This window comes from Lichenifustis flavocetrariae (assembly GCF_026130545.1).
Classification (GTDB): Bacteria; Pseudomonadota; Alphaproteobacteria; order Rhizobiales; family Beijerinckiaceae; genus Lichenihabitans; species Lichenihabitans flavocetrariae.
In genome coordinates this window covers 157,160-180,036 of record NZ_JAMOIM010000007.1, presented here as the reverse complement: position 1 = coordinate 180,036, position 22,877 = coordinate 157,160, and the positions used below count along the sequence as shown (strand labels likewise).

The following is a 22,877-nucleotide window of genomic DNA, read 5'->3' as shown; positions in this document are numbered from 1 at the left end:
GAGTGTGACCCTCATTATAGAGCCGCGCGCTTCGCTCGATAGAGACGACGGAAATTTAGCGGGCTACTTCACGGCGGGCGGGCGCGGAATCGCTCGAAGCCTTGTGGTCCGGGCCGGACCTATGTTCGCGACGGGGGGCGGTCGTCATCGATCAGGCCGTGCTCGATCGCATAGCCGCGCGCCGCCGCGAAGGCGGCCCAGATGAACAGATCGGCCTTGTCCTCCGGCATTTTGGGCGACCCTTCCACCATGTCGGCCCGAAGTTGAAGCGCATGCGACCGGAGCTCGTCCAGGCTGAAAACGACCCAGTGGCCCGTATCGTTCTCGACCTGAAAGCCGCCGTCGTGCAGGGGCTTGATGTGGAGGCTCATGAGGCGGTCCGTGCAGATGTTGGAGCTGGAAGGCCTATCGATGCCAATTTACAGCTACCCCCTGACTTCGATCCGATCCGCGGTCGTCTTTCCGCTCCGTTGATCAACGGCCACCTCAAAACTCACGTTCTCGCCCTCGCGCAAATCTTCAAGTCCTGCCCTTTGCACAGCGCTGATGTGCACGAACATATCCGGGCCGCCGTCATCGGGAGCGATAAATCCATAGCCCTTGATGGCACTGAACCATTTGACTGTCCCGACGGCCTTGACCACGTCGTCCTCGGACGGGGGCGTAGGCCTCTCTTGGGCCTGCGCCGGCCCCTTCTTGGCGGCGGATTGCTGAGTGATCTCCTCGTCTGCCAAAGCCTCGATGGCCGCGAGGCTGTTCTCGATGTCGGCAATGCGCCGGAGAGCTCCCGAGCTCGGCAGCACCTCGGCCTCGGCCGCCTGCATCAGCAAGGCGCGCTGTTCCTCAATCATACGGTCACGCAGGATTTTGAGCTTATCATCAGTGGTCATGGTCTTGCTCATGTTCAGTGCGGTACATAGACCTCGTCCGAGGGTTAGCGGCCAAAATATCTTTGGTGCATGCGGTTCAATCCCGACTGCATCCTTCTTTTTTTAAGCAAAATCAATGCTGCAAATGCCGGAGACAATTCGGATCATGTCTCCTTCGATGCACCAACCCGCCGCCTTGATCTGGCAGATCTGCCGCCGACACCCGAAGTTGCCGCCGTCTGTCCTTCCTTACGCAGGCTGAGCTTGCCGCTCCGCTTCGGCGCGCGCCTGCTCAAGCAAGTCAATCAGTGTATCGAGGCCCGCCTGCTCCGCCTGCTCTATCATGTTGCCGAGCTGAGCGGCCATGACCCTCGCTGCAACCGATTGTCGATTGGCTTCGACATAGGGCTCTCTTCCGCGGCGCGGGACGGAGCGTTCAAAAACGTGGGGTCGACGCATCGTATGGCTCCACCCAACGCCGTCGTCGAGTGGCGTGGCAAGTGAACGTGAGGACCTGCTCTCTGTCGACGATCGCTCACTTATGCGCCGGTCCGCTCTCTCGAACCAGGAAGAAACTATCGCGCCTCCAGGAGCACAGATGCGGTCGTTGCTCGCCTGCCTCTGGAACCTTACGCGAAACAGATTTTTCAAATCTTGTTACTCTTAGAACAGCCAGCAGCATTGGGTTTGTGACAGAAGGAAATCAACGGTGGCTTGATCGGCGCAAGGCTCTCATCGTCAGCGCTCTCGGCCGAAGGCCGGGGCGAGGCCAAACTTGTTTGTATACAAATAAACGCAAAAAGCCCCGACAGGGGCTAGACATTCTTGCGCTTCACGACTAACATTTGACTGCGACTTTGGTCGCATGCCCTTCTTGGGCGTTTCCTCCCTAGACTTGGGCCGCCTTCGGGCGGCTCTTTTTTGTCCAGTGGCAGCGTTAAAGCATAGCAGACTGCCATGTGCAAGGCAGATATGCATGAGCCGGTGAAACTTAATGTGGACGCCGACCCAATCTTACGGGGTGGGTTCGATCACCTCACGCCAGCAGGTCCTGCCGCGTCACGCGGAAGATACTGGCACCCGTGAAGGTGCGCCAATGATGCTGCGGAATATTGGCTTCCACGAGTTGATCTTCCGCGAACCGCTCCGTGAGGTCGTACCGCTCGGGAATGCGGACCACCATGCCGAGCGTCTCTTGCAGATGGTCGCGTCCGAACCGGCGCACGTGAAGCGAAGGGCCGAAATGCGCGAGCTTTGTCGCCCTGTCACCCGCAATCAGCTCATCCGTAAATGCGCCCGGCAGGATCGGCACGCTGAACAGCATGACACCTTCGGGCTTGAGCGCCCGCATGAGGCGCGTGAGAACAACTGAGTAATTGCACTCGATGTGTTCCAGCACATGGTTGTGCACGATGAGGTCGAGGCTGCCCACGTCGAGTGAGCCGATGTCGCGACAGAGATCGAAGCGCTCGACCGATGTGTGCGGATAGAGCCCGGGATCGATGTCCACCGCGCGATAGCCCGTGCCGGCTGTTTCGCGCAGCAACCGCGACAAGCCCCGTTCGGGGGCGAAATGCAAAATCCGGGCGCCCTGCGTCGGGCGGTCCTGCCCGTTGAGGTAGAGGGCCGCCACCCGCGTGCGTTCGAGTGAGCCGCAGGTGCTGCAACGGACATTCGGCCGCTTCGGCATGTCCACAAAGGCCGTGCCGCCGCAGATGTTGCATCGCATGATGTGTGCTCCGCCGCGAAAGGTCCGGCGGCCGCACGTGTTCCACAAGAGCGCACCGGGCCGCAAGAGCGGCGTCGGGTGCGCCAGCCGGAGCCTAATCCTCGTAGGAGAAGAAGTCCGGATGCGTCCGCCGCCACGTCGCCACCCGCTCCTGGTGCTTGCCGATCATGATGCCGAAACGAATGCAAGCGTGGCGGTTGCCGTGATCGCAAGCATCTTTCAGGTCGAAGGCCTGGTCGTCGTAGGGCGACGCTACGACAGTGCGCACCATGGGACGCGGCCGTTCGACCTCGACGATGGTCGGCGGCGGGGCCGGCTGCACGTAGACGGGCGCTGGCTGCGCCTGCGCGCGGTTGCTGAGGACGGTCCCAAGAACCGCCCCACCGAGCGCCCCGGCCGCCACGCCGCCCAGAATGGCCGCCGTGTTGTCCCGCGCCTCCGCGGCGCTGCCTGACACCAGGGCGGCCAACATCACGCCTACCCACACCTTCTTCATGGTCCGTCCTCCGTGTTGCGGACCGCACGCGCCTGCCGCAATTCGCGAATCATGCTTGCGGATTGGTTAAGTTTCTTTGAAGGAACGGCACGAACGCTTGGCGTGCGTCGCCTGCGGGGGCGGGCGCTGACAAAGTTTGCGCTTGGGGGCCGGCGGCATTGCGTAGACAATGCCGGCAAATATGACCGGATTTCTCGATGCATCAACATACCTATCGTCCCTGCGTCGGCATCGCGCTGTTCAACCGGCGGGGCCGCGTCTTCATCGGGCGTCGACGGAGCAAGCGTGTGCTCGATCCCGCGCTTGCCGGCCACGAATGGCAGATGCCACAAGGCGGGATCGATCCCGGCGAGGAGCCCCATGCCGCCGCCTTGCGCGAACTCAGAGAAGAAACGAACGTATCCTCTGTGTCATTGCTGGCTGAGGCGCCCAACTGGCTGACCTATGACCTGCCGGTCGACCTTTCGAAGCGCAGCTGGAAGGGACGCTACAAGGGGCAGACCCAGAAATGGTTCGCGTTTCGATTCGAGGGTGATGAGTCCGAGATCGACATCCACACGCCCGGCGGCGGCCATAAACCCGAATTTGATGCTTGGCGCTGGGAGAGCCTCGACCGGCTCCCGGTCCTGATCATCCCGTTCAAACGGGAGGTCTACGAGACCGTGGTGGCGGGCTTTCGCCATTTTGCCGACATTGCGGCCGATTAGCGAAACCTGACGTGCGCCGGCCCGTGAAGCCGATGCCACGAGTGCGAGGTCTCCGTGCGGTTCATTGAAGCATTGATGGTCGCGGGCTTGGTCATCGGATCCGCGATGGCCGCGTCGGCCCAGGACAGGGGCACGCTGGAGGTGAGGCCGCTGCCGCCGCTCGCCAATCCCAGCGACCCCAAGCTGGCCGCCAAACAATTGTTCGGCCGTGCGACAGAGCCGGCCAATCTCCAGCCGAGTTCTATCGGCTTCTATGCGCACGGCTGTCTCGCTGGCGCCGAGCCGTTGCCGATGGATGGCGACGCCTGGCAAGTGATGCGCCCGTCACGCAACCGCAATTGGGGCAATCCTGCGCTGATCGGCTTTCTCGAACGTTTCGCCAGGGCGGTTCCGCCCGCGACGGGATGGCCGGGAATCCTCGTCGGCGATATGTCGCAGCCGCGCGGCGGCCCCATGCTGAACGGACATGCCTCGCACCAGGTCGGGCTCGATGCGGATGTGTGGCTGGCTCCTATGCCGGACCACGCACTGTCCCGGAGCGAGCGCGAGTTCATGTCGTCCGTCAATGTGGTGAGGTCCGACCGGCTCGACATCGATCCGGGCAAATGGACGCCGGCCCATATGGCGCTGATCGAAACGGCGGCCGAGCAGCCGGAGGTCGAGCGCATCTTCGTCAATCCGGCCATCAAGAAGGCGATCTGCCGTGACGCGCGGGGCGACCGCTCCTGGCTCACCAAGGTGCGCCCGATGTATGGGCACGACTACCATTTCCACATCCGGATCAAATGCCCGAACGGTGAGGCGAGCTGCGAGTCCCAGGCGCCCGTGCCGCCCGGCGAAGGCTGCGATGCCTCGCTCGCGGCGTGGTTCCGGCCGAATGTGCTGCATCCCCGACCCAACCCGAATGCCCGGCCGGCGCCGCCCCTGACGATGGCAAGGCTGCCCAGTGCATGCCGGCAGGTCCTCACGGCCCCTTGAAGATGCACAAGCGTTCTCATCCCGGCGTGATGGCGCGGGCCTTCAACAGCGCCATGGACGGGGGGCGCAAGCGGAGAAACCTCAAATAGAGCGCTTCGAGAACACGCAGCACGAAGGGGCTTCGGGCCGCGAGTCCCAGCGGGCGTAACAAGGGGAGGGCCCGCCACATCGCCGCAAAAGCGGGCGCTCCCGACAGGATCGGGCCCTCGCCCTCGCGGGCATGCAGACGCTCCAGAAGGGCCCGGCGGTCGATCGGACAGCTTGCGCTTTCTTGGTCCCCGACATTCACGAAATCGACCGCCCCGCGGCGATTCAAACGTTTCATGACGGCGATCTCGCGCGCGCAGAGCGGGCAGGAGCCATCGTACCAGACCGTCACGTGTTTCATCCCGCCAATATGGGACGGTTTAAGGGCGGCGACATCCCCGCGGCAGCCCAAGTTTTCGAAGACGGCGCGAGAAGGAGTTTCTTTATGGCAAGGGGATCTCAGATCATGCAGTCTGCCATTAGGTCTCCAATCGTAGAATTTTCATTGCAGATTGACCTGTCAATAGAACTCGTGTTCTACTACTTGCGCAACGTTGGATGTTCGAAGGAATCACGCTTCATGCGCATGCGCGCCGGAGCTTCGGTCATTTCTCCTGGGCTTGGACCGAATAGGCTGAGCACATTGTCGATGCGGGAGGCCGAGCACGAGGCGGTCAGCCTGTTTCACGTCCGCGCCATGAGCTGAGATCTCGCGAACGTGACAGGCGGCGGCTCTGTATCCTCCAGGCCGAGCAATGCCGTGGCTGGATATTCGGCATGGTGGTCCAGTCGTTCAGGGCGCGAAAAATCAAGAGGAAACGGGACGAACGGGATGGCGACGATCAGATTGACGGCCGCTCAGGCCATGGTGCGGTATCTTGGAGCTCAGATCACGGAGGTCGATGGCGACCGTGTGCCGCTGTTTGCCGGCATGTGGGCCATTTTCGGTCACGGCAACGTCTCAGGGATGGGCGAGGCGCTGCATGCCGCGCGTGACGTGTTTCCAACCTTTCGCGCACACAACGAGCAAGCCATGGCGCATAGCGCCATCGCTTACGCGAAGGCGATGCGCCGCCGCCGCATGATGGCCTGTACGACCTCGATCGGGCCAGGGGCCACGAACCTCGTTACGGCCTGCGCGCTGGCGCACGTCAATCGCTTGCCGGTGCTGCTGTTGCCCGGCGACGTCTTCGCCCATCGCCGCCCGGACCCGGTGCTGCAGCAGGTCGAAGATTTCAACGACGGCACGGTCTCGGCCAATGATTGCTTCCGGCCCGTCTCCCGCTATTTCGACCGGATCACTCGACCCGAACAGATCATGCCGGCGCTCGAACGTGCCCTCGCGGTGCTGACCGACCCGGCCGAGTGCGGCCCGGCCACGCTCGGCTTCTGCCAGGATGTGCAGGCCGAGGCCTACGACTATCCCGAAAGCTTCTTCGAAACGCGCCTCCGCCGCATTCGTCGGCCGCAGCCGGACGAGGTCGAACTGACCGAGGCGATCAACGTTCTCCGCGCCGCCAAGAGGCCGGTCATCGTGGCGGGCGGCGGGGTGCTCTATGCCTCGGCGGAGACGCAACTCGCGGCCTTCGCCGAACGGCATGGCATTCCGGTCGTGGAAACCCAGGCCGGCAAATCGTCCCTGCCCGACAGCCACAGCCACGCCATGGGGGCGGTGGGCGTCACCGGCACGGGCGCTTCGAATGCGCTTGCGGCCGAGGCCGACGTGCTGCTCGCGGTCGGCACCCGCCTCGCGGATTTCACCACCGGTTCTGCGGCGCTGCTGGGCGGTCGCGCGGCCAAGATCGTGATGCTCAACGTACAGCCCTTCGACGCCGGCAAATATGGCGCGCTGCCGCTCGTCGCCGATGCCGCCGCCGGTCTGGAGAAACTGACGGTCGGACTCGGCGCCTATTGCGCGCCCGCTGCCTGGACCGAGCGGATGAGCGCCGAGAAGGCACGTTGGAAGGAAACGGCCGCAACCTATACGGCGCCGACCAATGCCGCATTGCCGACCGATGCCCAGGTGATCGGTGCCGTGCAGCGCGCGGGTCGTTCCTCCGACGTGGTGGTCTGCGCGGCCGGGGGCCTGCCGGGCGAATTGCACAAGCTATGGAAGGCCGGGGACGCGCTCGGCTACCATCTGGAATATGGCTATTCCTGCATGGGCTACGAGATTGCCGGTGGCCTTGGCGTGAAGATGGCGTTGCCCAATCGAGAAGTGATCGTGATGGTGGGGGACGGCTCCTACCTGATGCTGAATTCCGAGATCGCCACCTCGGTGATGCTCGGGCTCAAGCTGACCATCGTGCTGCTCGACAATGGCGGCTATGGGTGCATCAACCGCCTGCAACAGGAATGCGGCGGCGCGCCGTTCAACAATCTGCTGGTCGACACGCACCACGTCACCCTGCCGAAGATCGACTTCGTGGCACATGCCCGCAGCCTCGGGGCGGAGGCCCAGAAAGTGGCGAGCGTGAGCGAACTCGAAGCCGCGTTTGAGAAGTCGCGCGCCGCGACGGTCACGCAGGTGATCCTGATCGACACCGATCCCGGTCCGTCGACGGATGCGGGCGGCTTCTGGTGGGATGTGGCGGTGCCGGAAGTGTCGGTGCGGCCGCAAGTGCAGGACGCCCATGCGGGTTACGAGACCAAGCGCAAGAAGCAGCGCGCGGTGAACTGAAGGTCGTTTATCGAGGTCGCGCCTCGGGTTCGTCATGCCGGCCTATTGAGCCGCACGTCGAAGCCGCATCGGCCGCAATCATACAAGAAAACGCTGAGGAACGCCCATGAGAATCGCGCTCGATCCCTACATGCATCGGCATGTGCCGCTGCTCGAACTGCCGCGCTTCGTGAAGAAACTCGGTTACGATTGGATCGAACTGTCGCCTCGGGCCGACTTCCTCGACTGGTGGGTCAACCCGCGCGTCTACCCCGAGCGTTTGCGGGACTTCAAGCGAGCCTTGCGCGAGGCCGATGTGAAGATCGCCTAGCTGCTGCCGATGTACCGCTGGGCGAGCCCCCATCCGGTCGAGCGGCTCGCCGCCATGCGGTATTGGAAGAACGCCATCAACGTCGCGGTCGAGATGGAAGTCGACACGATGAATTCCGAATTCGGCCGCGGCCCGTCGCCCGCGGTGGGCTCCCTGCAATCCTGCTGCGCCGGTGGCACGACGGAGAGCTGCGAGGCGGCCTTCTGGGACTCGATGGACGAACTCGTGCCGATCTTCGAGCGGGAAGGCATCCAGCTCAATATCGAGCCGCATCCGGAAGATTTCGTCGAGACGCTGCAGCCGGCCGTCGACATGATCCGCTCGATCAATTCCAAGAACGTGCGCTTCCTCTACTGTACCCCGCACACGTTCTACTTCGGTGACGACGTGGCCAAGATGGTGGCGGAAGCCGGTCCCGTGCTGGCCCATATCCACGTGGCCGATACGTTCAACCACAAGGCCTCGTCGGGCCTGCGCTACATCGTCAACCCGCCCGGCAGCCAGGCGCGCGTTCACCAGCACCTGAACATCGGTCAGGGGGAGGTGCCCTGGGACATCTTCTTCGAAAGTCTCGCCAAGACCGGCTTCGACGGCATCGTGACCTCCTGCGTCTTCGCCTGGGAAGAAAAGGCGGAGGAGTCGTCACGCTTTATGCGGGCCGAAATCCAGCGCTACGTCGACAAATACTTCGCGAAGGCGACGACCTGATCGTCCCGGATGACCTCGTTCGAACCCCCACTGAAGGCAGCATTGTCATGACACTCAATGTCGGCGTGATCGGCACCGGCGCAATCGGCCAGGATCACATCAAACGCCTCGCGCACAAGCTCACCGGCGCGGCCGTCGTGGCCGTGAACGATATCAACCGCGACAGCGCTCAGGCGACCGCCGCGACGATCGGCGGCGATGTGGCCGTCCACGGCAGCGGGCAGGCGCTGATCGACGATCCAAAGGTCGATGCCGTCGTCGTGACCTCCTGGGGACCGAGCCACGAGGAATTCGTGCTGGCTTCCATCGCGGCCGGCAAGCCCGTCTTCTGCGAAAAGCCGCTCGCCACCACGGCTGCGGCAGCCCTTCGCATCGTCGAGGCCGAGATCGCCAGCGGTCGCCACCTTGTTCAAGTGGGTTTCATGCGCCGCTACGATCGTGGCTACCGCATGCTGAAGGAGACCCTGAAGGCCGGCACCATCGGCGAAGCCCTGATGGTCCATTGCGCCCATCGCAATCCCAGCGTGCCGGACTTCTACAAGGGCGACATGGCGATCACCGATTCCTTCGTGCACGAGATCGACGTGCTGCGCTGGCTGATCGACGACGATTACGTCTCGACCCAGGTCATCATCCCACGACGCACCCGCCGCTCGCGGCCCGACCTCGACGATCCTCACATCATCCTTCTCGAAACCCGGTCCGGCATCCGCATCGACGTCGAGGTCTTCGTCAACTGTGCCTATGGCTATGACATCCAATGCGAAGTCGTCGGTGAGGACGGCATCGCCCGCCTGCCGGAGCCGATGAGCATTCAGCTGCGCAAGGAGGAGCGCCTCGGCAACGCGATCCTGAACGATTGGAAATTGCGCTTCATCGAGGCCTACGATGTCGAATTGCAAGAATGGATCGACACGACGAAGCGCGGTGAGGTGCATGGTCCCTCGGCCTGGGACGGTTACTTCACGGCCGTCACGTCCGACGCCTGCGTGGAAGCCAAGCGTTCCGGCAAGCTCGTCCCGATCAGCGTTCGCGACCGGCCGAGCTTTTATGCGCGTTAGGCGGATCGGGCGATGACACCATCGCGACTGCAGGAGATCGACATGATGCGCATCGGACTTGTGGGCTATGGCACGGGCGGGCGGCATTTCCATGCGCCCTTCATCGCGGCGGCCGAAGGCGTGAGCTTGGCCGGCGTCGTGGCGCGGGCGCCCAAGACGATCGCTCAGGTCGAGGCCGATCTGCCAGGCACCCCGATCTACCCGAGCCTCACCGCGATGCTCGCGGGTGGCGTGGATGCCGTGACGATCACCACGCCCCCCAACACGCGCCGTGAGCTCGTGCTTGAGGCCATTGCGGCGGGCGTGCCGGTCATCGCCGACAAGCCGTTCGCGCCGAGCGCCTCCGCCGGACGGGATCTCGACCGCGCCGCGAAGGCCAAGGGCGTGACCCTGGGTGTGTTTCATAACCGACGCTTCGACGCCGATATACTGACGCTTCGCAAGGTTCTTCAAGGCGGTCGCCTGGGCCGACTCTGGCGGCTGCACTCACGCATGGATCTCGATGACCCGCACACGCTCGATGCCGGCCCGACCGGCGGCCTCCTGCGCGATCTCGGCAGTCATCTCGTCGACCAGGCCCTCTGGCTGCTCGGCCTCGCGGTCTCGGTCCATGCTCAACTGGATCTCATCGAGCGCCCGCAAGGCGCGACGGATGCAAGCTTCGTGCTGACACTGCGGCATGCGAGCGGCGTCCATTCCCATCTCTCCGCCAGCAAGCTGAACCACCTCGCGGTGCGCGAATGGCGCGCCTATGGCGAGGGCGGCAGTTACGTCTCGTCCGGCACTGACGTGCAGGCGCAGGCGATCTTCGCGGGCTTGCGGCCAGCCGCGGATCTCGCGGGTTGGGGCTACGAGACCCCGGAGCGCTGGGGTACCTTACGGACAGCGGAGGGCGTAGAGCCGGTGCCGTCCGAACAGGGTCGCTACCACGACTATTACACGGCTTTCGCCAAGGCGGTGCGCGACGGCACTGCGCCCCCTGTGACCGCGGAAGAGGCCATCCAAACCCTCGCGGTGCTCGATGCCGCGCGCCTCAGTGCGGCGGAGGATCGCGTGGTTGCGATCTGAGTCCGTTCGATGACACCCAGGACCACGGCCTGAACCCAAGATTGGGCGCCCTCGGTGCGGCTGAGGCGCGGAGAGCGCCGCTCAGTCCTCGTTGCCCTCCGTCTCACCCGACCGGAAGGTGTTGAGCCGCCGCTTCATCCCGCTGAGCCTGGCGATGTGGTCTTCACCCCGCCGCATCGCCACGGCGGTCGACAGGATGTCGATGACCACCAGAGCCGCGATGCGGGAGATGGTCGGCGTGTAGACGCTGGTATTGTCCAAGGTTTCAACGATCAGCGTCACGTCGCACAGCGCGCTGACAATCCCTTCCGCGCCCACGATGCCGATCAATTGCGCGCCACTGTCACGCACGACCTGTGCTGCCTCCGCGAGTTGCCGGTTTGAGCCTGTGTTGGAAATGACCACGGCCACGTCGCCCGGCTTCATCATGGAGGCCGTCATGATCTGCTGGTGCGAGTCGGATTGGGCGCGGCAGGGCACGCCGAACAAGGGAAATTTCTGCTGGCCGTCCATGGCCACGATCCCCGAGGCGCCATAGCCGAAGAACTCGATCGATTGCGCCCCGGCCAGCACCGCGACGGCACGGTTCAGCGCCTGGCGGTCGAGGTGTTGTCGCGCCCAATCGAGACTCGTGAGCGTGTAGTCGAAGATCTTGTCGGCCACGGCCCCGGGGTTGTCGGAATCCAGAATGACCGAGTGGGTCGCGGGCCGGCCGAGCGCGAGACTATGGGCGAGCCGGAGCTTGAATTCCTGAAATCCCGAGAACCCGATGGCGACACAGAATCGGATGACCGTGGGCTGGCTGACGCCGGCACGCTCGGCCATCTCGGAAATCGTCGATTCCAAAACCCCGAAAGGCTCTGCCAGCACGACGGCCGCAACCTTCGCGTCCGACTTCCGCAGATCCGGCAAGGCCGCGCGCACCAACTCCAGGACATTTTGTGTTGGGCGCCGTGGTTCGGCCAAGTCTTCGACGCGTGTCATCCTGTGCTTTCACCTGAGAGCGACGCGGCCGCGAAGCTTAGCAAGGCTTATACGCGGATAAGCTAGGTCTTCTCGTCTCTTGGCGACGACGAAAGGCCGATAGTCAAGCGATCCGCATTTGATTCGATTTACGGTTTCGACGCCTCGATGGCGATCTGCGACAGAGCTTCGAAACCCGGGCCCGTTGTGGGGATTGCGATGTGGAACACCTCGGCGATCACCTGCGTCCAGCCGTGGATGAAATAGGTCCAGCCGTCTTCGATCTGCAGGGTCTGGGCATCCTTCTGCGCACGGGCCTGCCGAAGAAAGATCAACTCGCCGCGATAGTTGAGGTCCCACACGATGCCGTTGCGGGGAAACTTGACGAGGCTGGCCAGCGGCGAACCGGGCGCATCCTTGCCGAGACCGGTGGCGTTGATGATCAGGGCGCCCGGCCGCAGGGTGTTCAAGACCGCGTCATTGTCGGACGGCGTCCCGACGCGCAGGTAGTCGACTGGAACATCCGACGCGATCGAGCCGTGGATGCGCCGGATCTCGTCGAGGCGCGACTGGCTCCGGTCCGAGACGATGATGCGCGACGGCGCGTTGGGGCCGCGCTCGCGCCGCATCAGGTGCCAGGTCAGCGCAATGGCCGAACCGCCGGCGCCGATTAAAAAGGCCTCGGCGCCGGTGATGGCGAAATGATCGGGCGGCAGAAAGCCGTCGAGCGCCAACCCCGAGGAGATCGGGTCCTTGGCATGGCAGACGAGCTTGCCGTCATGCTTCGAAAGGCAGCTCGTCTCGTCCATCAGGTCCGCGTGCGGGTCAACGCTATCGAAGAGATCCCGGCAGGCTTTGAAGAGATCGATCTTGTGGGTGGTGACGAGCGCGCCAAGCGAGAGTGGATCCGCTTTGATGAATGCGACCGCCGCCCGATAGGCCCCAGGCTCCGCATGCAGCGGAAAATCGATGCCCTTGATGATCGCATCCTTGAGCCCGAGATGGCGGGCCCAGGCGGGAAACACCCGCATGATCGAACTCTGGCCAGTGGTGACGCCGATGAAATAGAGCGTCGGCTGTGTGGCGGGCTGATAGAGCATGGGAAAAGCGATCCTGCCTCAGGCGGCCGTCGACCAGACCCGCTCGATCTCGGCGGCTGTGCGTGGGCGATAGGTCGGGTTGTCGATGGCGGTCCAGCCGCCCTGGCCATTGTCGATGACGCGCTGTTTCATGCCGCCGGCTCTGGCGATGATGTCATAGTCTTGGCCGGAATCGGCCGGGTACGCGAAGGTCATGACGAGATCGTCGTGGCCGATATTGATCGAGCGATGGATCCAGAAGGGCGGCACGTAGCAGACGCTACGCGGCCGGATTTCGATGAGCCGGCTCTCGCCCGCGGGCGATTCCAGTTGCATCAGCCCGGTGCCGCTCTCGCCGTAATAGATCTCCGGCCGGTTGCCTGTGGCGTGGATGTGGCCGCGCGTCACGAAAAACTCGGCGCCGATCTTTCCAGGGCGCATGCGGGTGACGCCAAAGATCATGTCGCCCGGATGGGTGTTCGGCTTCAGATCCTCGACCGCGTAGACGACCGGATCGCCTTCAGCCAGCATCGCCTCGAAGGCCTGTCGATCGGCATAGATCCCACCCAGATCGGAGAGACGCTTCTCATACCGGCCCGAACCGCCGGCGAGCGTGCCTTTTGCAACATCGACCTGCAGGCACAGGGGTTCCATTAGCTCCACGAGGCTCTCCTTTTTGGTAGTTTTGTTACACACTGCGCCAAGAAGCTCAAGCTGGTCAGCGATGTGAGTGATTGACGTCGCCTCTTCTCGTACTAAAGCTACAACTCAAAAAGTCATCATGTCGTCGGGAGGTTCGGTCTTGACCCAGGATTTCACGCTGGCGATCGATGTCGGCACCGGCAGTGTCCGAGCCGCGCTGGTGGACCAGACAGGCATGATCGTCGCGCTCGCAGCCAAAGAGCAGCAGCAGATCGTTCCGGCCTTCGGCTGGGCGGAGCAGCGACCGCTTGATTGGTGGGAGGGAGCGATCGCGGCCATCCGTGACGTTCTGACGGCGGTTCCCGAAGCGGCGCGCCGGATCGCTGCCGTATGTGCCTGCGGACAGATGCACGGGACGGTTCTCATCGACGACGATGGCGCGCTGACCCGTCCGACCGCGCCGTTGTGGAACGACAAGCGAACGGCAGGCCTCGTGGCTTCGTTCGAAGCCGCGCATGACGCGGCCGCCACGCTTCGAGCGGCCGGCAATCCGGCCACGCCAGCCTGGCCCGGCTTCAAGCTCGCCTGGATCCGCGACAACGATCCGGAGGCCTATGCCCGCACGAAGCACGTGCTCATGCCCAAGGATTATGTGAACTTCCGCCTCACCGGTGCGCTTGCCTGGGACCCGGGCGACGCCTCCTGCAGTTTTCTCATGGATCCGGCCACGCAGGCTTGGTCGTCCGCCATGATCGCGGCGCTGGGCCTCGACCTCGCGAAACTGCCGCCGATCCGTCCTTGCGGCGAAGTCCTCGGCAGCGTGACCCGGAAGGCGGCGGCCGAGATGGGCCTGCGGGAGGGTACGCCGGTTCTGGTGGGTGGGGCGGACTACCCGATGGCGCTGTTCGGATCGGGCGCCTGCCGTCCCGGTCTTGCCTCGGACGTGACCGGCACGTCGTGCATCATCACGGCCATCGCCGACAAGCCGCTGCTCGATCCCGAGATCTGCAATGTCGCGACGATCGAGGGACGCTGGGGACCGTTCGTCCTGCTGGAGACCGGCGGCGACGCCATGCGTTGGGCGCGTCGCGCCTTCTTCGGCAACGATGTCGGCTACGACCACCTGACGGCCGAGGCCGCCAAAGCGAATCCCGGAGCGGAAGCGCTGTTCTTCCTGCCTTACCTCGCAGGCGAGCGACTGGGGCGCCACCGCAATGCGCGCGCCCAATTCTTCGGGCTCGGCGCGGCGCATGGCATGCCCGAGTTGCAGCGCGCGCTCCTGGAGGGCGTCGCTTTCGCGGCGGCGCGGCACATGCGGATCATGGAACAGGCGACCGGGCGACGGATCGAACGCGTGATCGCCTCGGGCGGCGGGGCCAAAACGCCACTCTGGGTGAAGATCAAGGCCAGCGTTTACGGTGTGCCGATCGTCGTGCCGGCCGAGCCGGAATGCGGCCTGATCGGCTGCGCGGCCTTGGCTCAGACCGCGCTCGGGCAACATCGCTCTTTGCCCGACGCGGCCGACGCTCTCGTCCGCATCGCCGAGGTGGTGGAGCCCGATCCGGCCTGGGCTGCCACCTACGCCCGGATGCAGCCCGTCTTCGACAAGCTCTATGCGCATAGCCAGGTCTTCTATGACGACCTGGACGACTTGATCCTATGAGCCGGCGGCGCGGTGGGACTGCCGGCATCTCCATGACCGATATGTAGTATAACTACAAAACCGGGCGGAAAATCTGGCAAGATATGCTCTTCGGTCAGCGAAAGACCGCCATGAAGCGTTGACAGCCTCTCACATTCGTATTCAGATTACGGAAGATGCCATCGGGTGTCTGGACGTATTTGAAGATCACCAATTGACAGCGGCTGGCCATCATGGCTAGCTGATCGGAACAAAAGTGATCTCAATTCACAAAATTGAAGAGCGGTTCGCAGTCAAGCCGCCAAAGATTTGGACCTGTGGGAGGACCTCAATGATCAAGACACTTCTGACATCCGTCGCGAGCGCGACCATTGCCTGTGCGGTTTCGGGCGCCCTCGCGCCAGCGCAGGCGGCTGACTGCAAGGTCGGCATTTCCATGTACACGCTGTCGGCGCCTTACTTCGCGGCGCAGCAGGATGCGGCCGAGAAGAAGGCCAAGGAGCTCGGCTGCACGGTAACGTCGAGCGACGCCCAAAACGATATGCTGAAGCAGATCTCGGACGTCGAGGACATGGTGTCGAAGGGCATCAACGTCCTGATCCTCAACCCGCGCGATCCCAAAGGGCTGATCCCGGCCGCCAATGCGGCCACCGCGGCTGGCGTGAAAGTGATCGCGATGGATTCGACGCTCGACCCGAGCGCCAATTTCATCACCGAGGTGCAGAGCTCCAACCAGCAGAACGGCGAACTCGTGGGCGAGTGGCTCGCCAAGAAGATGGCCGGCAAGCCGATGAAGATCGCACTTCTATCGGGCCAGCAGGGCAACCTCGCCGGGCTTGATCGCCGCGAAGGCGTCTTGCGGGGCATCGCCGAGCAGCAGCTGCGCCAGTCCAACACCGTGAGCTTCGATGTCGTCGGCCAGGGCTGGGGTGCCTGGGCGCAGGAGGGTGGTCAAAAGGCCATGGAAGACCTTCTGACAGCCCACAAGGACATCAATGTCGTGCTCGGCGAGAACGACTCGATGGTGCTCGGTGCCAGGCTCGCGCTTCAGGCGGCCGGTCGTCTCGACCAGGTTCTCCTCGTGGCTGCCGCGGATGGCCAGAAGGAAGCCCTCAAGATGATCAAGGACGGCGGCTATGGCGCGACCGGCTTGAACGACCCGGCGTTGGTCGCCAATACTGCCGTCGACATCGGCGTCAAGGCTCTGAAAGGCACGCTCGGGGCCAATTTCCCCAAAGCATATTACACGACGCCGGCCGTGATCGATCAGACCAACGTCGACAAGTTCTACCGTCCCGACGCGGTGTTCTGAACCACATCTTTCCTTCTCCCGCGTGAGCGGGAGAAGGTGGCCTCGCGGAACGCGAGGTCGGATGAGGGGGAACGCAGGGCCGGAATTCCCCTCATCCGTCACGGCTTCGCCGCGCCACCTTCTCCCGTTCGCACGGGAGAAGGGTTTCCCCAGCGTTTTGGCAATCCCCATGCCCGACCTCGTCGCGATGACCGGCATTCAGAAGCGCTTCGGCGGCCTTGCGGCTCTGAAGGGCGTCGACTTCAGCCTACGGGCCGGCGAGGTGCATGCGTTGCTGGGTGAGAACGGCGCCGGCAAGTCGACCATGATGGGCGTGCTGTCCGGCAAGCTGGCCCCGGACGGCGGTACGATCATGTTCGCCGACAAGCCGGTCCGATTCGGCTCGCCCCGCGATGCCATCGATGTCGGCATCGAGATGATCCATCAGGAGATGGCGCTCGCACCCGACCTCAGTGTCGCGGAAAACATTTTCCTTGGCTCCCTGCCGCCGATGATTTCCTGGTTCGCGCTGCGCCGGAAGGCGCGGGTGCTGATCGAGAGGCTCGGTTTCGCGATCGACCCAGCGGCCCGTGTCGGCGACCTCACGGTGGCGCACCAGCAGGTGGTCGAGATCGCCAAGGCGCTGTCGCGGGACGCCAAGGTCATCATCTTCGACGAACCGACCGCGGTGCTGGCCGCCCGCGATGCCGAGCAACTGCTGCGTATCATCCGCGAGCTGAGCGCCTCCGGGGTCGGCGTTGTCTATATTTCTCACCGTCTCGACGAGGTGCTGCGGATCTCCGACCGCATGACCGTGATGAAGGACGGCGGCTTTGTCGGCACGGTCACGCCGAAGGACACGGGCGTCAACGATCTCATTCGCATGATGGTCGGCCGTCCGCTCTCGGCCCTCTATGGCACTCGCATCGCCCACGACCTTGGCGCGGAGGTGCTCCGCGTCGAGCATCTCAGCGCCGGGCTGCGTGTGAAGGACGTCAGCTTCACGCTTCGTGCCGGCGAAATTTTGGGGCTCGGCGGCCTCGTGGGTTCCGGCCGCACGGAGGTCGCCCGTCTCATCTTCGGTGCCGACAAGCGCGATGCGGGCCGCATCCTGCTCAACGGCAAGGAAGCCGCCCTGCGGCACCCCGGGCAAGCCGTGAAGGCAGGGATCGGGCTCGTGCCGGAAGACCGCAAGCGCCAGGGCGTGGTGCTGGACATGTCGATCCGGGTCAATACGACGATGGCCAGGATGGCGCCGGTGACCAGCGGCGGCTTTATTCGCTGGGCCAAGGAACGCGCGACCGTGATGAAACTTGCCGAGAGCCTGCGCCTCAAGATGGCCGGGCCGGAGGCGCCCGCCTCCAGCCTCTCGGGCGGCAATCAGCAGAAGGTCGTGCTGGCGAAATGGCTGCATGTCGACGGCCCGGTGATGATCCTCGACGAGCCAACCCGCGGCGTTGACGTTGGCGCCAAGGCCGAGATCTATACGATCATCCACCGGCTTGCGGCGGAGGGGCGGGCCGTCATCGTGATCTCGTCCGAACACCAGGAACTCTTCGCCCTCTGCGACCGCGTGCTGGTCATGGGCGAGGGGCGCCTGCGGGGTGAACTCACGCCCGACCTCTATTCCGAAGAAAACCTGCTTTCGCTCGCCATCGGCGGCAAACCCGCCCCGAGCGACAAGGCGCAAGAGGCGACGGTGCATTGATGGCCGACACTCTCACCACATCGCGCGGCCTGGACGTTCCGCGCAAACGGATCGATTTCGCGGCGGCGTTCCACCGCTATGGCACCTTCGTGATCTTCGTGATCATCCTGGTACTCGCCAGTTACCAGTCGGCGGATTTCTTCACCGAGCGCAACATCACCAATGTGCTGCGGCAGACCTCGGGCGTCGGCATCATGTCGGTCGGCATGCTGTTCGTGATCCTGACGCGCGGCATCGACCTTTCCGTCGGTTCGGTCTCGGCGCTCGGCAGCGTGCTGGTGGCCTATTACATCCAGCAATATGCGCCGGAGGCCTCGATCGGGCTCGTGCTGCTCGCAGGCGCGGCCTGCGGGCTCGTGGCCGGCGTCACGGTCGCCTATCTCCGGCTTCCGGCCTTCGTGATGACGCTGGCGGTGATGACCATGGCGCGCGGCTTCGCGTTCATCATCTCCAAGGGACAACCCATCATGGCCGGCGACAACGGCCAGGTGCTGATGACCTTCGCCAACGGCTACCATTTCGGCGTGCCCGATCCCGTGATCCTGATGCTCGTCGTCTTCGCGGTGGCCGGCATCGTGCTGAATTTCACCAAATTCGGCCGTCTCGTGAAGGCGATCGGCTCGAACGAGGAGGCGGTGCGCCTGTCGGGCGTCGCCGTGCCGCGCTACGTGCTGGCCGTCTATGTCATTTCCGGAGCGCTCGCGGCATTGTCCGGCGTCATCGCCACCGGTCGCACGGGTGTCGGCGCCCCCACTGTGAGCACGGGCGCGGAACTGCAGGTGATCGCGGCCGTGGTGATCGGCGGCGCAAGTCTGATGGGCGGGCGCGGCGGTGTCTTCAACACGCTGCTTGGCGCGCTCATCCTCGGGGTCATCGCCAATATCATGAACCTTGCCAACGTGCCGGGCTACAGCCAGCAGGTCTTCATGGGTGTCATCATCATGGTGGCGGTGCTGGTGCAGCAGGGCACGCAAGGATTCCGCTTCGGGCGGTAGTGCCCGCACGGCCGCCATGTCAGCGCGAGGCGGCGAAGCCGCCGTGGCAATCCATGCAGCGCCGGAGATATGGATCGCCTCGCTCCGGTCGCGATGACGGGCTGGTGACCGATCGCGAAGCGGTCCGCTGCACATGCATTCGCCGTGCCCGGAAGGGAAGCGGCGGGAGCCGCCGATTGGACGGCTTGAAGACGATATCGGATCCACTGAACTGGAGAGTTTTATGCGCGCCGCCGTCATGCATTCCCCCGGCGATATCCGCCTGGAGGATCGGCCGAAGCCGCAGGCCGGCCCCGGAGAAGTGCTGCTCAAAGTGGCGGCGGTCGGCGTTTGTGGGTCGGACATCCCGCGCATGCTCACCAAGGGCGCACACCGGATGCCGATCATCTGCGGCCATGAGTTTTCGGGCGAGATCGCGGCGCTCGGCGAAGGCGTCGAGGGGTTCGCGACGGGCGAACTCGTCGGTGTCGCCCCGCTGATCCCCTGTCGCGTGTGCGACCAGTGCCTCACTGGCAATTTCTCGCGCTGCAAGGACTATGATTATTTTGGCAGCCGCCGTGATGGCGCCTACGCCGAATTCGTCGCCGCCCCGATCGGCAATCTCTTGAAGACCCCGGAAGGGATCGATCCGCGCGCCGTCGCCATGACCGACCCGGCCTCGATCGCGCTACATGCCGTCTGGAAAGCTCCGATCACGGTCGGGTCGCGAGGCGGCGTCATCGGCTGTGGCCCCATCGGGCTCTTCGCCATCCAATGGATGCGCCTGATGGGCGCCGCCGAGATCGTGGCGATCGATATTTCCGAACAGAAGCTCGACATGGCGCGCGAGGCGGGCGCCACGCAGACCTTCCTGTCGACGGCCACGCTTCCCGCCGACCTCGGCTGCGACATCATCGTGGAGGCGGCCGGCCACCCCTCCTCGATCAACGCGGCGGTTCGGCTCGCTGCGCCGGGTGGCCATGTCGTGTTCATCGGCATCCCGATCGGCGACGTGGCGTTGGAGAACAAGACTTTCGCGCATCTGCTGCGGCAGGAAATTACCCTGCACGGGGCCTGGAATTCCTTTGCCGCGCCGTTTCCGGGACGGCAATGGACCGAGACGCTGAAGCGCCTTGGCACAGGCGAGCTGAAATGGGAGTTCATGATCACACATGAACTCGGGCTGGAGGCGCTGCCCGAGACCTTCAAGATGTTCAAGACCCGCAACGAGTTCTTCTCGAAAGTGATGTTCCGGCCGTGAGGATTCCCCTTCTCCCGTGTAAACGGGAGAAGGGGCCCGGCAGGTCGGATGAGGGGATCCCCGGCATCGCGATTCCCTCATCCGACCTTGCTTCGCAAGGCCACCTTCTCCCGCTCTCGCGGGAGAAGGGAACAAGATTGTGTGAGCGCTCATGCCCTTCGTGATGGGACTGGATTTCGGGACGGGGAGCGTCCGGGTCGGCTTGTTCGACCTTGAGACGCGCGCCATCGTGTGCGAGCGCGAGGCGCCCTACGCGACCGCCTACCCGAAGCTCGGTTGGGCCGAACAGTCGCCGCTCGACTGGTGGGAGGCGCTGGGCAGGGCCGCGCGTGCCGTCATGCGGAGTTTCGGAGCCGTGAAGGTCGAGGGCATCGCGGTCGCGACCACGGCATCGACCGTCGTGGCCTGCCGCCGCGACGGCCAACCGCTCCGCCCGGCTCTCCTCTGGATGGATTGCCGGGCCGCCGCCGAGGCCGAGCGCACTGCGCTCAGTCGCCATCCGGTGATGGCCTATAGCGGCGGCAGCGATGCCGCCGAGTGGCTGGTGCCGAAGGCCATGTGGATGGCCGCGCATGACCCCGACTTCTCCGAGGCCGAGGTGGTGTGCGAGTGCCTCGACGTCATCAACTTCTGGCTGACCGGCCGCTGGGTTGCGTCGCGCATGAACGCGACCTGCAAGTGGAACTACGATTCCATCGCCCGGCGTCTGCCGGGCGAGCTTTACCGGGAGTTCGGTGTCCCCGGGCTCGAGGACAAGCTGCCCCAGACGGTGATCCCGGTCGGTGAGCCTGTCGAACGCTTGTCCCGCGCCGCGGCGGCCCATCTGGGCCTCGACCATTGTCCCGTGCTGGCCCAGGGCGGCATCGACGCCCACATCGGCATTCTGGGGGCCGGCACCGTGCGGCCGGGGGAACTGCTGATGATCTGCGGCACCTCGGTTGTGTTCCTGCTCCATATGGAAACCGAAAAACCCGTCCCGGGCTTCTGGGGACCCTATCCGCATGCGCTGGTCGACGATCTCTGGCTGGTCGAAGGCGGGCAGGTGTCGGCCGGCTCCATCCTTTCCTGGTTGAGCCGGGACATGTTCGGCCTCACCTCCGAGCAACTCCCGGCGCTGTGGGACGAGGCTGCCAAGCGGCCCGTCGGCAGCACGGGGCTACTGCTGCTCGACCATTTCATGGGGAACCGGACACCCTATCGCGATCCGCACCTGCGCGGCGGTATCCTGGGGCTGACGGTCGGCCACGACCGGGCATCGCTGTATCGCTCGGCGACCGAATCGGTGGCGGTCGCCTCAGCCCATATCGTCGAGCGCATCAAGGCGCTGGGCATTCCTTGCAAACGCATCGTCAGCTCGGGCGGCTTCACCAAGAACCCGCTCTGGTTCAAGGCGACCGTCGATGCCATTGGCATGCCGGTGGCCCTGCCCGAAGACAGCAATCTCACCATCGTCGGCACGGCCGCCGCGGCCGCGACCGGCGCCGGTCTTTTCCCCAATCTGACGGCCGCCTCCGATGGGGTCGCCCGCATCGGCCGGACCGTGGACCCTGACCTTCGCCACCATTCCCGGTATCGTGAGCTCATGAAAGAGTATCACGACACGACCACCCTCCTGGCGCCCACGCTGCGCCGCCTCGCGTCTCATCCCGAACTGCATAAAGATGTTGGCTGAGGCCGATCGGGAGATTCAGTTCCGGGGCTTGTCGCCGGATCAGCGCGAGCATCTGATGCTCCGCGCCGCCAAAGGCTATTACGACCTTGAAATGACGATGGCGGATCTTGCGCGTGAGCTCGGCCTTACCCGCTTCCAGGTCAGCCGACTGCTCAAGGACGCGCGCGAAACCGGCATCGTCCGCATCGAGATCGTACCGCGCACGCCGCGTCGCCCGGATCTCGAAGCCGGATTGCAGCGCCGCTTCGGGCTCAAGGACGCGGTCGTGGTCCCGAACGCGATCGACGATGCCATGACGCTCGACGCTGTGGCGCAGGCCGCCGGGCGCTTCATCGCCGGCCTCGCTCCGCAGTCGCTGATCGGCGTCTCCTGGGGGCGAACAATGGCGGCGGTGGCGCATCGGCTGCCACCCTTCTGGGCCAGCGGGATCGAAGTGGTGCTGCTGAACGGCGCCATGAACATCCGCTCGTCGGCGTCCCGCACCAACAATGTCGCCGAATTGTTCGCGCAAGCCGGCGCCGGCGCGGCCACGTTGCTGCCGGTCCCGGCCATTGTGGGCAAGGCCGCGACCCGCGACGCGCTCGAACAGGACCCGACCATCGCCGACGTGCTCGCGCTCGGGGTCGCGGCCAAGACGGTGATCTTCGGCATCGGCTCGGTCGAGCCCGGCTCGGTCCTGGTCCAGTCGGGATTCATCACGGAACGGGACCTCGCCACGCTGCGTCGCAAGGGTGCCGTCGGTGACGTTCTGGGTCGCTTCATCGACCCGCACGGCGTCATCGTCGATCCCGCGCTCGACGCCCGCACGATCGGCCTCGCCCCAGCCGCCTGCCGCGACAAGCCCTATGCCATCGCGGTCGCGGCAGGCGCCTCGAAACATGCCGCAGTCCGGGCGGCGCTGCGAGCCGGTTACATGAACGTGCTCGTGACCGACGAAGGCACAGCCGCGTTTCTGCTGGGCGAAACGTGAGGCGGCCAGTGACGTGTCAACTCACGTGGTAGAGCGAGCACC

Annotated in this window: 22 protein-coding genes and 1 pseudogene; 15 read left to right on the top strand and 8 right to left on the bottom strand. The window is 64.5% G+C overall.

The annotated features are described in order from the left end of the window. Positions 1-119: 119 nt before the first annotated feature. Both M8523_RS12830 and M8523_RS12825 read right to left on the bottom strand, forming a co-directional pair. Positions 120-371, bottom strand: coding sequence for a hypothetical protein (locus M8523_RS12830; protein WP_282585261.1), 252 nt, complete (start codon positions 369-371; stop codon positions 120-122). Positions 372-425: 54 nt separating this feature from the next. Next, positions 426-644, bottom strand: coding sequence for a cold-shock protein (locus M8523_RS12825; RefSeq protein WP_282585358.1), 219 nt, complete (start codon positions 642-644; stop codon positions 426-428). 315 nt (positions 645-959) lie between these two features. Here M8523_RS12825 and M8523_RS12820 point away from each other — a divergent pair, with 315 nt between their 5' ends. Next, positions 960-1,373 carry a hypothetical protein gene (locus M8523_RS12820; RefSeq protein ID WP_282585260.1) on the top strand — a complete coding sequence of 138 codons (414 nt, stop codon included), beginning with the start codon at positions 960-962 and terminating at the stop codon, positions 1,371-1,373. Positions 1,374-1,905: 532 nt separating this feature from the next. On the opposite strand, the gene M8523_RS12815 is transcribed toward M8523_RS12820, so the two are convergent. Together M8523_RS12815 and M8523_RS12810 are read right to left on the bottom strand one after the other, a co-directional pair. Further along, entirely contained in the window at positions 1,906-2,598 is a 693-nt protein-coding gene (locus M8523_RS12815) for a class I SAM-dependent methyltransferase (RefSeq protein ID WP_282585259.1), read from the bottom strand. 94 nt (positions 2,599-2,692) lie between these two features. Beyond that, entirely contained in the window at positions 2,693-3,094 is a 402-nt protein-coding gene (locus M8523_RS12810) for a hypothetical protein (protein WP_282585258.1), read from the bottom strand. A 197-nt stretch (positions 3,095-3,291) separates the two neighbouring features. Between M8523_RS12810 and M8523_RS12805 the strand changes: the two genes are divergently transcribed. Then, positions 3,292-3,801, top strand: a complete 510-nt coding sequence (locus M8523_RS12805; RefSeq protein WP_282585257.1) for an RNA pyrophosphohydrolase — start codon at positions 3,292-3,294, stop codon at positions 3,799-3,801. 75 nt (positions 3,802-3,876) lie between these two features. Beyond that, positions 3,877-4,779, top strand: coding sequence for a penicillin-insensitive murein endopeptidase (mepA, locus tag M8523_RS12800; RefSeq protein WP_282585357.1), 903 nt, complete (start codon positions 3,877-3,879; stop codon positions 4,777-4,779). Between the two features lie 16 nt (positions 4,780-4,795). On the opposite strand, the gene M8523_RS12795 is transcribed toward mepA, so the two are convergent. Continuing rightward, a complete protein-coding gene (locus M8523_RS12795; protein ID WP_282585256.1) occupies positions 4,796-5,167 on the bottom strand; it encodes a thiol-disulfide oxidoreductase DCC family protein in 372 nt (123 codons plus the stop codon). Between the two features lie 219 nt (positions 5,168-5,386). Here M8523_RS12795 and M8523_RS12790 point away from each other — a divergent pair, with 219 nt between their 5' ends. The 5 genes and pseudogenes from M8523_RS12790 to M8523_RS12770 all read left to right on the top strand — a co-directional run bounded on the left by M8523_RS12790 (position 5,387) and on the right by M8523_RS12770 (position 10,633). Continuing rightward, positions 5,387-5,512, top strand: coding sequence for a hypothetical protein (locus tag M8523_RS12790; protein ID WP_282585255.1), 126 nt, complete (start codon positions 5,387-5,389; stop codon positions 5,510-5,512). Between the two features lie 126 nt (positions 5,513-5,638). Then, on the top strand, positions 5,639-7,486 hold the full coding sequence (iolD, locus tag M8523_RS12785) for a 3D-(3,5/4)-trihydroxycyclohexane-1,2-dione acylhydrolase (decyclizing) (protein WP_282585254.1): 1,848 nt from the start codon (positions 5,639-5,641) through the stop codon (positions 7,484-7,486). Positions 7,487-7,592: 106 nt separating this feature from the next. Beyond that, positions 7,593-8,504 (top strand): annotated as a pseudogene (locus tag M8523_RS12780) (sugar phosphate isomerase/epimerase family protein). Positions 8,505-8,551: 47 nt separating this feature from the next. Further along, complete coding sequence (locus tag M8523_RS12775) at positions 8,552-9,565, top strand: Gfo/Idh/MocA family protein (protein WP_282585253.1); 1,014 nt, start codon at positions 8,552-8,554, stop codon at positions 9,563-9,565. A 12-nt stretch (positions 9,566-9,577) separates the two neighbouring features. After that, entirely contained in the window at positions 9,578-10,633 is a 1,056-nt protein-coding gene (locus M8523_RS12770) for a Gfo/Idh/MocA family protein (RefSeq protein WP_282585252.1), read from the top strand. 81 nt (positions 10,634-10,714) lie between these two features. Here M8523_RS12770 and M8523_RS12765 read toward each other — a convergent pair whose 3' ends face one another. The 3 genes from M8523_RS12765 to M8523_RS12755 all read right to left on the bottom strand — a co-directional run bounded on the left by M8523_RS12765 (position 10,715) and on the right by M8523_RS12755 (position 13,329). After that, positions 10,715-11,617, bottom strand: a complete 903-nt coding sequence (locus M8523_RS12765; RefSeq protein ID WP_282585251.1) for an SIS domain-containing protein — start codon at positions 11,615-11,617, stop codon at positions 10,715-10,717. A gap of 128 nt (positions 11,618-11,745) precedes the next feature. Next, positions 11,746-12,696, bottom strand: a complete 951-nt coding sequence (locus M8523_RS12760; RefSeq protein WP_282585250.1) for a shikimate dehydrogenase family protein — start codon at positions 12,694-12,696, stop codon at positions 11,746-11,748. Positions 12,697-12,714: 18 nt separating this feature from the next. Further along, positions 12,715-13,329 carry a glucose-6-phosphate isomerase gene (locus M8523_RS12755; RefSeq protein ID WP_282585356.1) on the bottom strand — a complete coding sequence of 205 codons (615 nt, stop codon included), beginning with the start codon at positions 13,327-13,329 and terminating at the stop codon, positions 12,715-12,717. 148 nt (positions 13,330-13,477) lie between these two features. Here M8523_RS12755 and M8523_RS12750 point away from each other — a divergent pair, with 148 nt between their 5' ends. The 7 genes from M8523_RS12750 (at position 13,478) to M8523_RS12720 (ending at position 22,835) form a co-directional block, all read left to right on the top strand. Continuing rightward, entirely contained in the window at positions 13,478-14,980 is a 1,503-nt protein-coding gene (locus tag M8523_RS12750; protein WP_282585249.1) for a xylulokinase, read from the top strand. Between the two features lie 310 nt (positions 14,981-15,290). Next, the gene (locus M8523_RS12745; RefSeq protein WP_282585248.1) at positions 15,291-16,271 is read left to right on the top strand and encodes a substrate-binding domain-containing protein; all 981 of its coding nucleotides are present in this window, start codon (positions 15,291-15,293) and stop codon (positions 16,269-16,271) included. 169 nt (positions 16,272-16,440) lie between these two features. After that, positions 16,441-17,958: a sugar ABC transporter ATP-binding protein gene (locus M8523_RS12740; RefSeq protein WP_282585247.1), complete on the top strand. Its 1,518-nt coding sequence runs from the start codon at positions 16,441-16,443 to the stop codon at positions 17,956-17,958. Beyond that, on the top strand, positions 17,958-18,953 hold the full coding sequence (locus M8523_RS12735; RefSeq protein WP_282585246.1) for an ABC transporter permease: 996 nt from the start codon (positions 17,958-17,960) through the stop codon (positions 18,951-18,953). Before M8523_RS12740 ends, M8523_RS12735 begins: the two co-directional genes overlap by 1 nt. Positions 18,954-19,176: 223 nt before the next feature. Next, positions 19,177-20,193, top strand: coding sequence for a galactitol-1-phosphate 5-dehydrogenase (locus M8523_RS12730; RefSeq protein WP_282585245.1), 1,017 nt, complete (start codon positions 19,177-19,179; stop codon positions 20,191-20,193). A 151-nt stretch (positions 20,194-20,344) separates the two neighbouring features. After that, positions 20,345-21,865: an FGGY-family carbohydrate kinase gene (locus M8523_RS12725; protein WP_282585244.1), complete on the top strand. Its 1,521-nt coding sequence runs from the start codon at positions 20,345-20,347 to the stop codon at positions 21,863-21,865. After that, positions 21,855-22,835 (top strand): sugar-binding transcriptional regulator, encoded by a 981-nt coding sequence (locus M8523_RS12720; protein WP_282585243.1) that lies wholly within the window; start codon positions 21,855-21,857, stop codon positions 22,833-22,835. Before M8523_RS12725 ends, M8523_RS12720 begins: the two co-directional genes overlap by 11 nt. Positions 22,836-22,877: the final 42 nt, after the last annotated feature.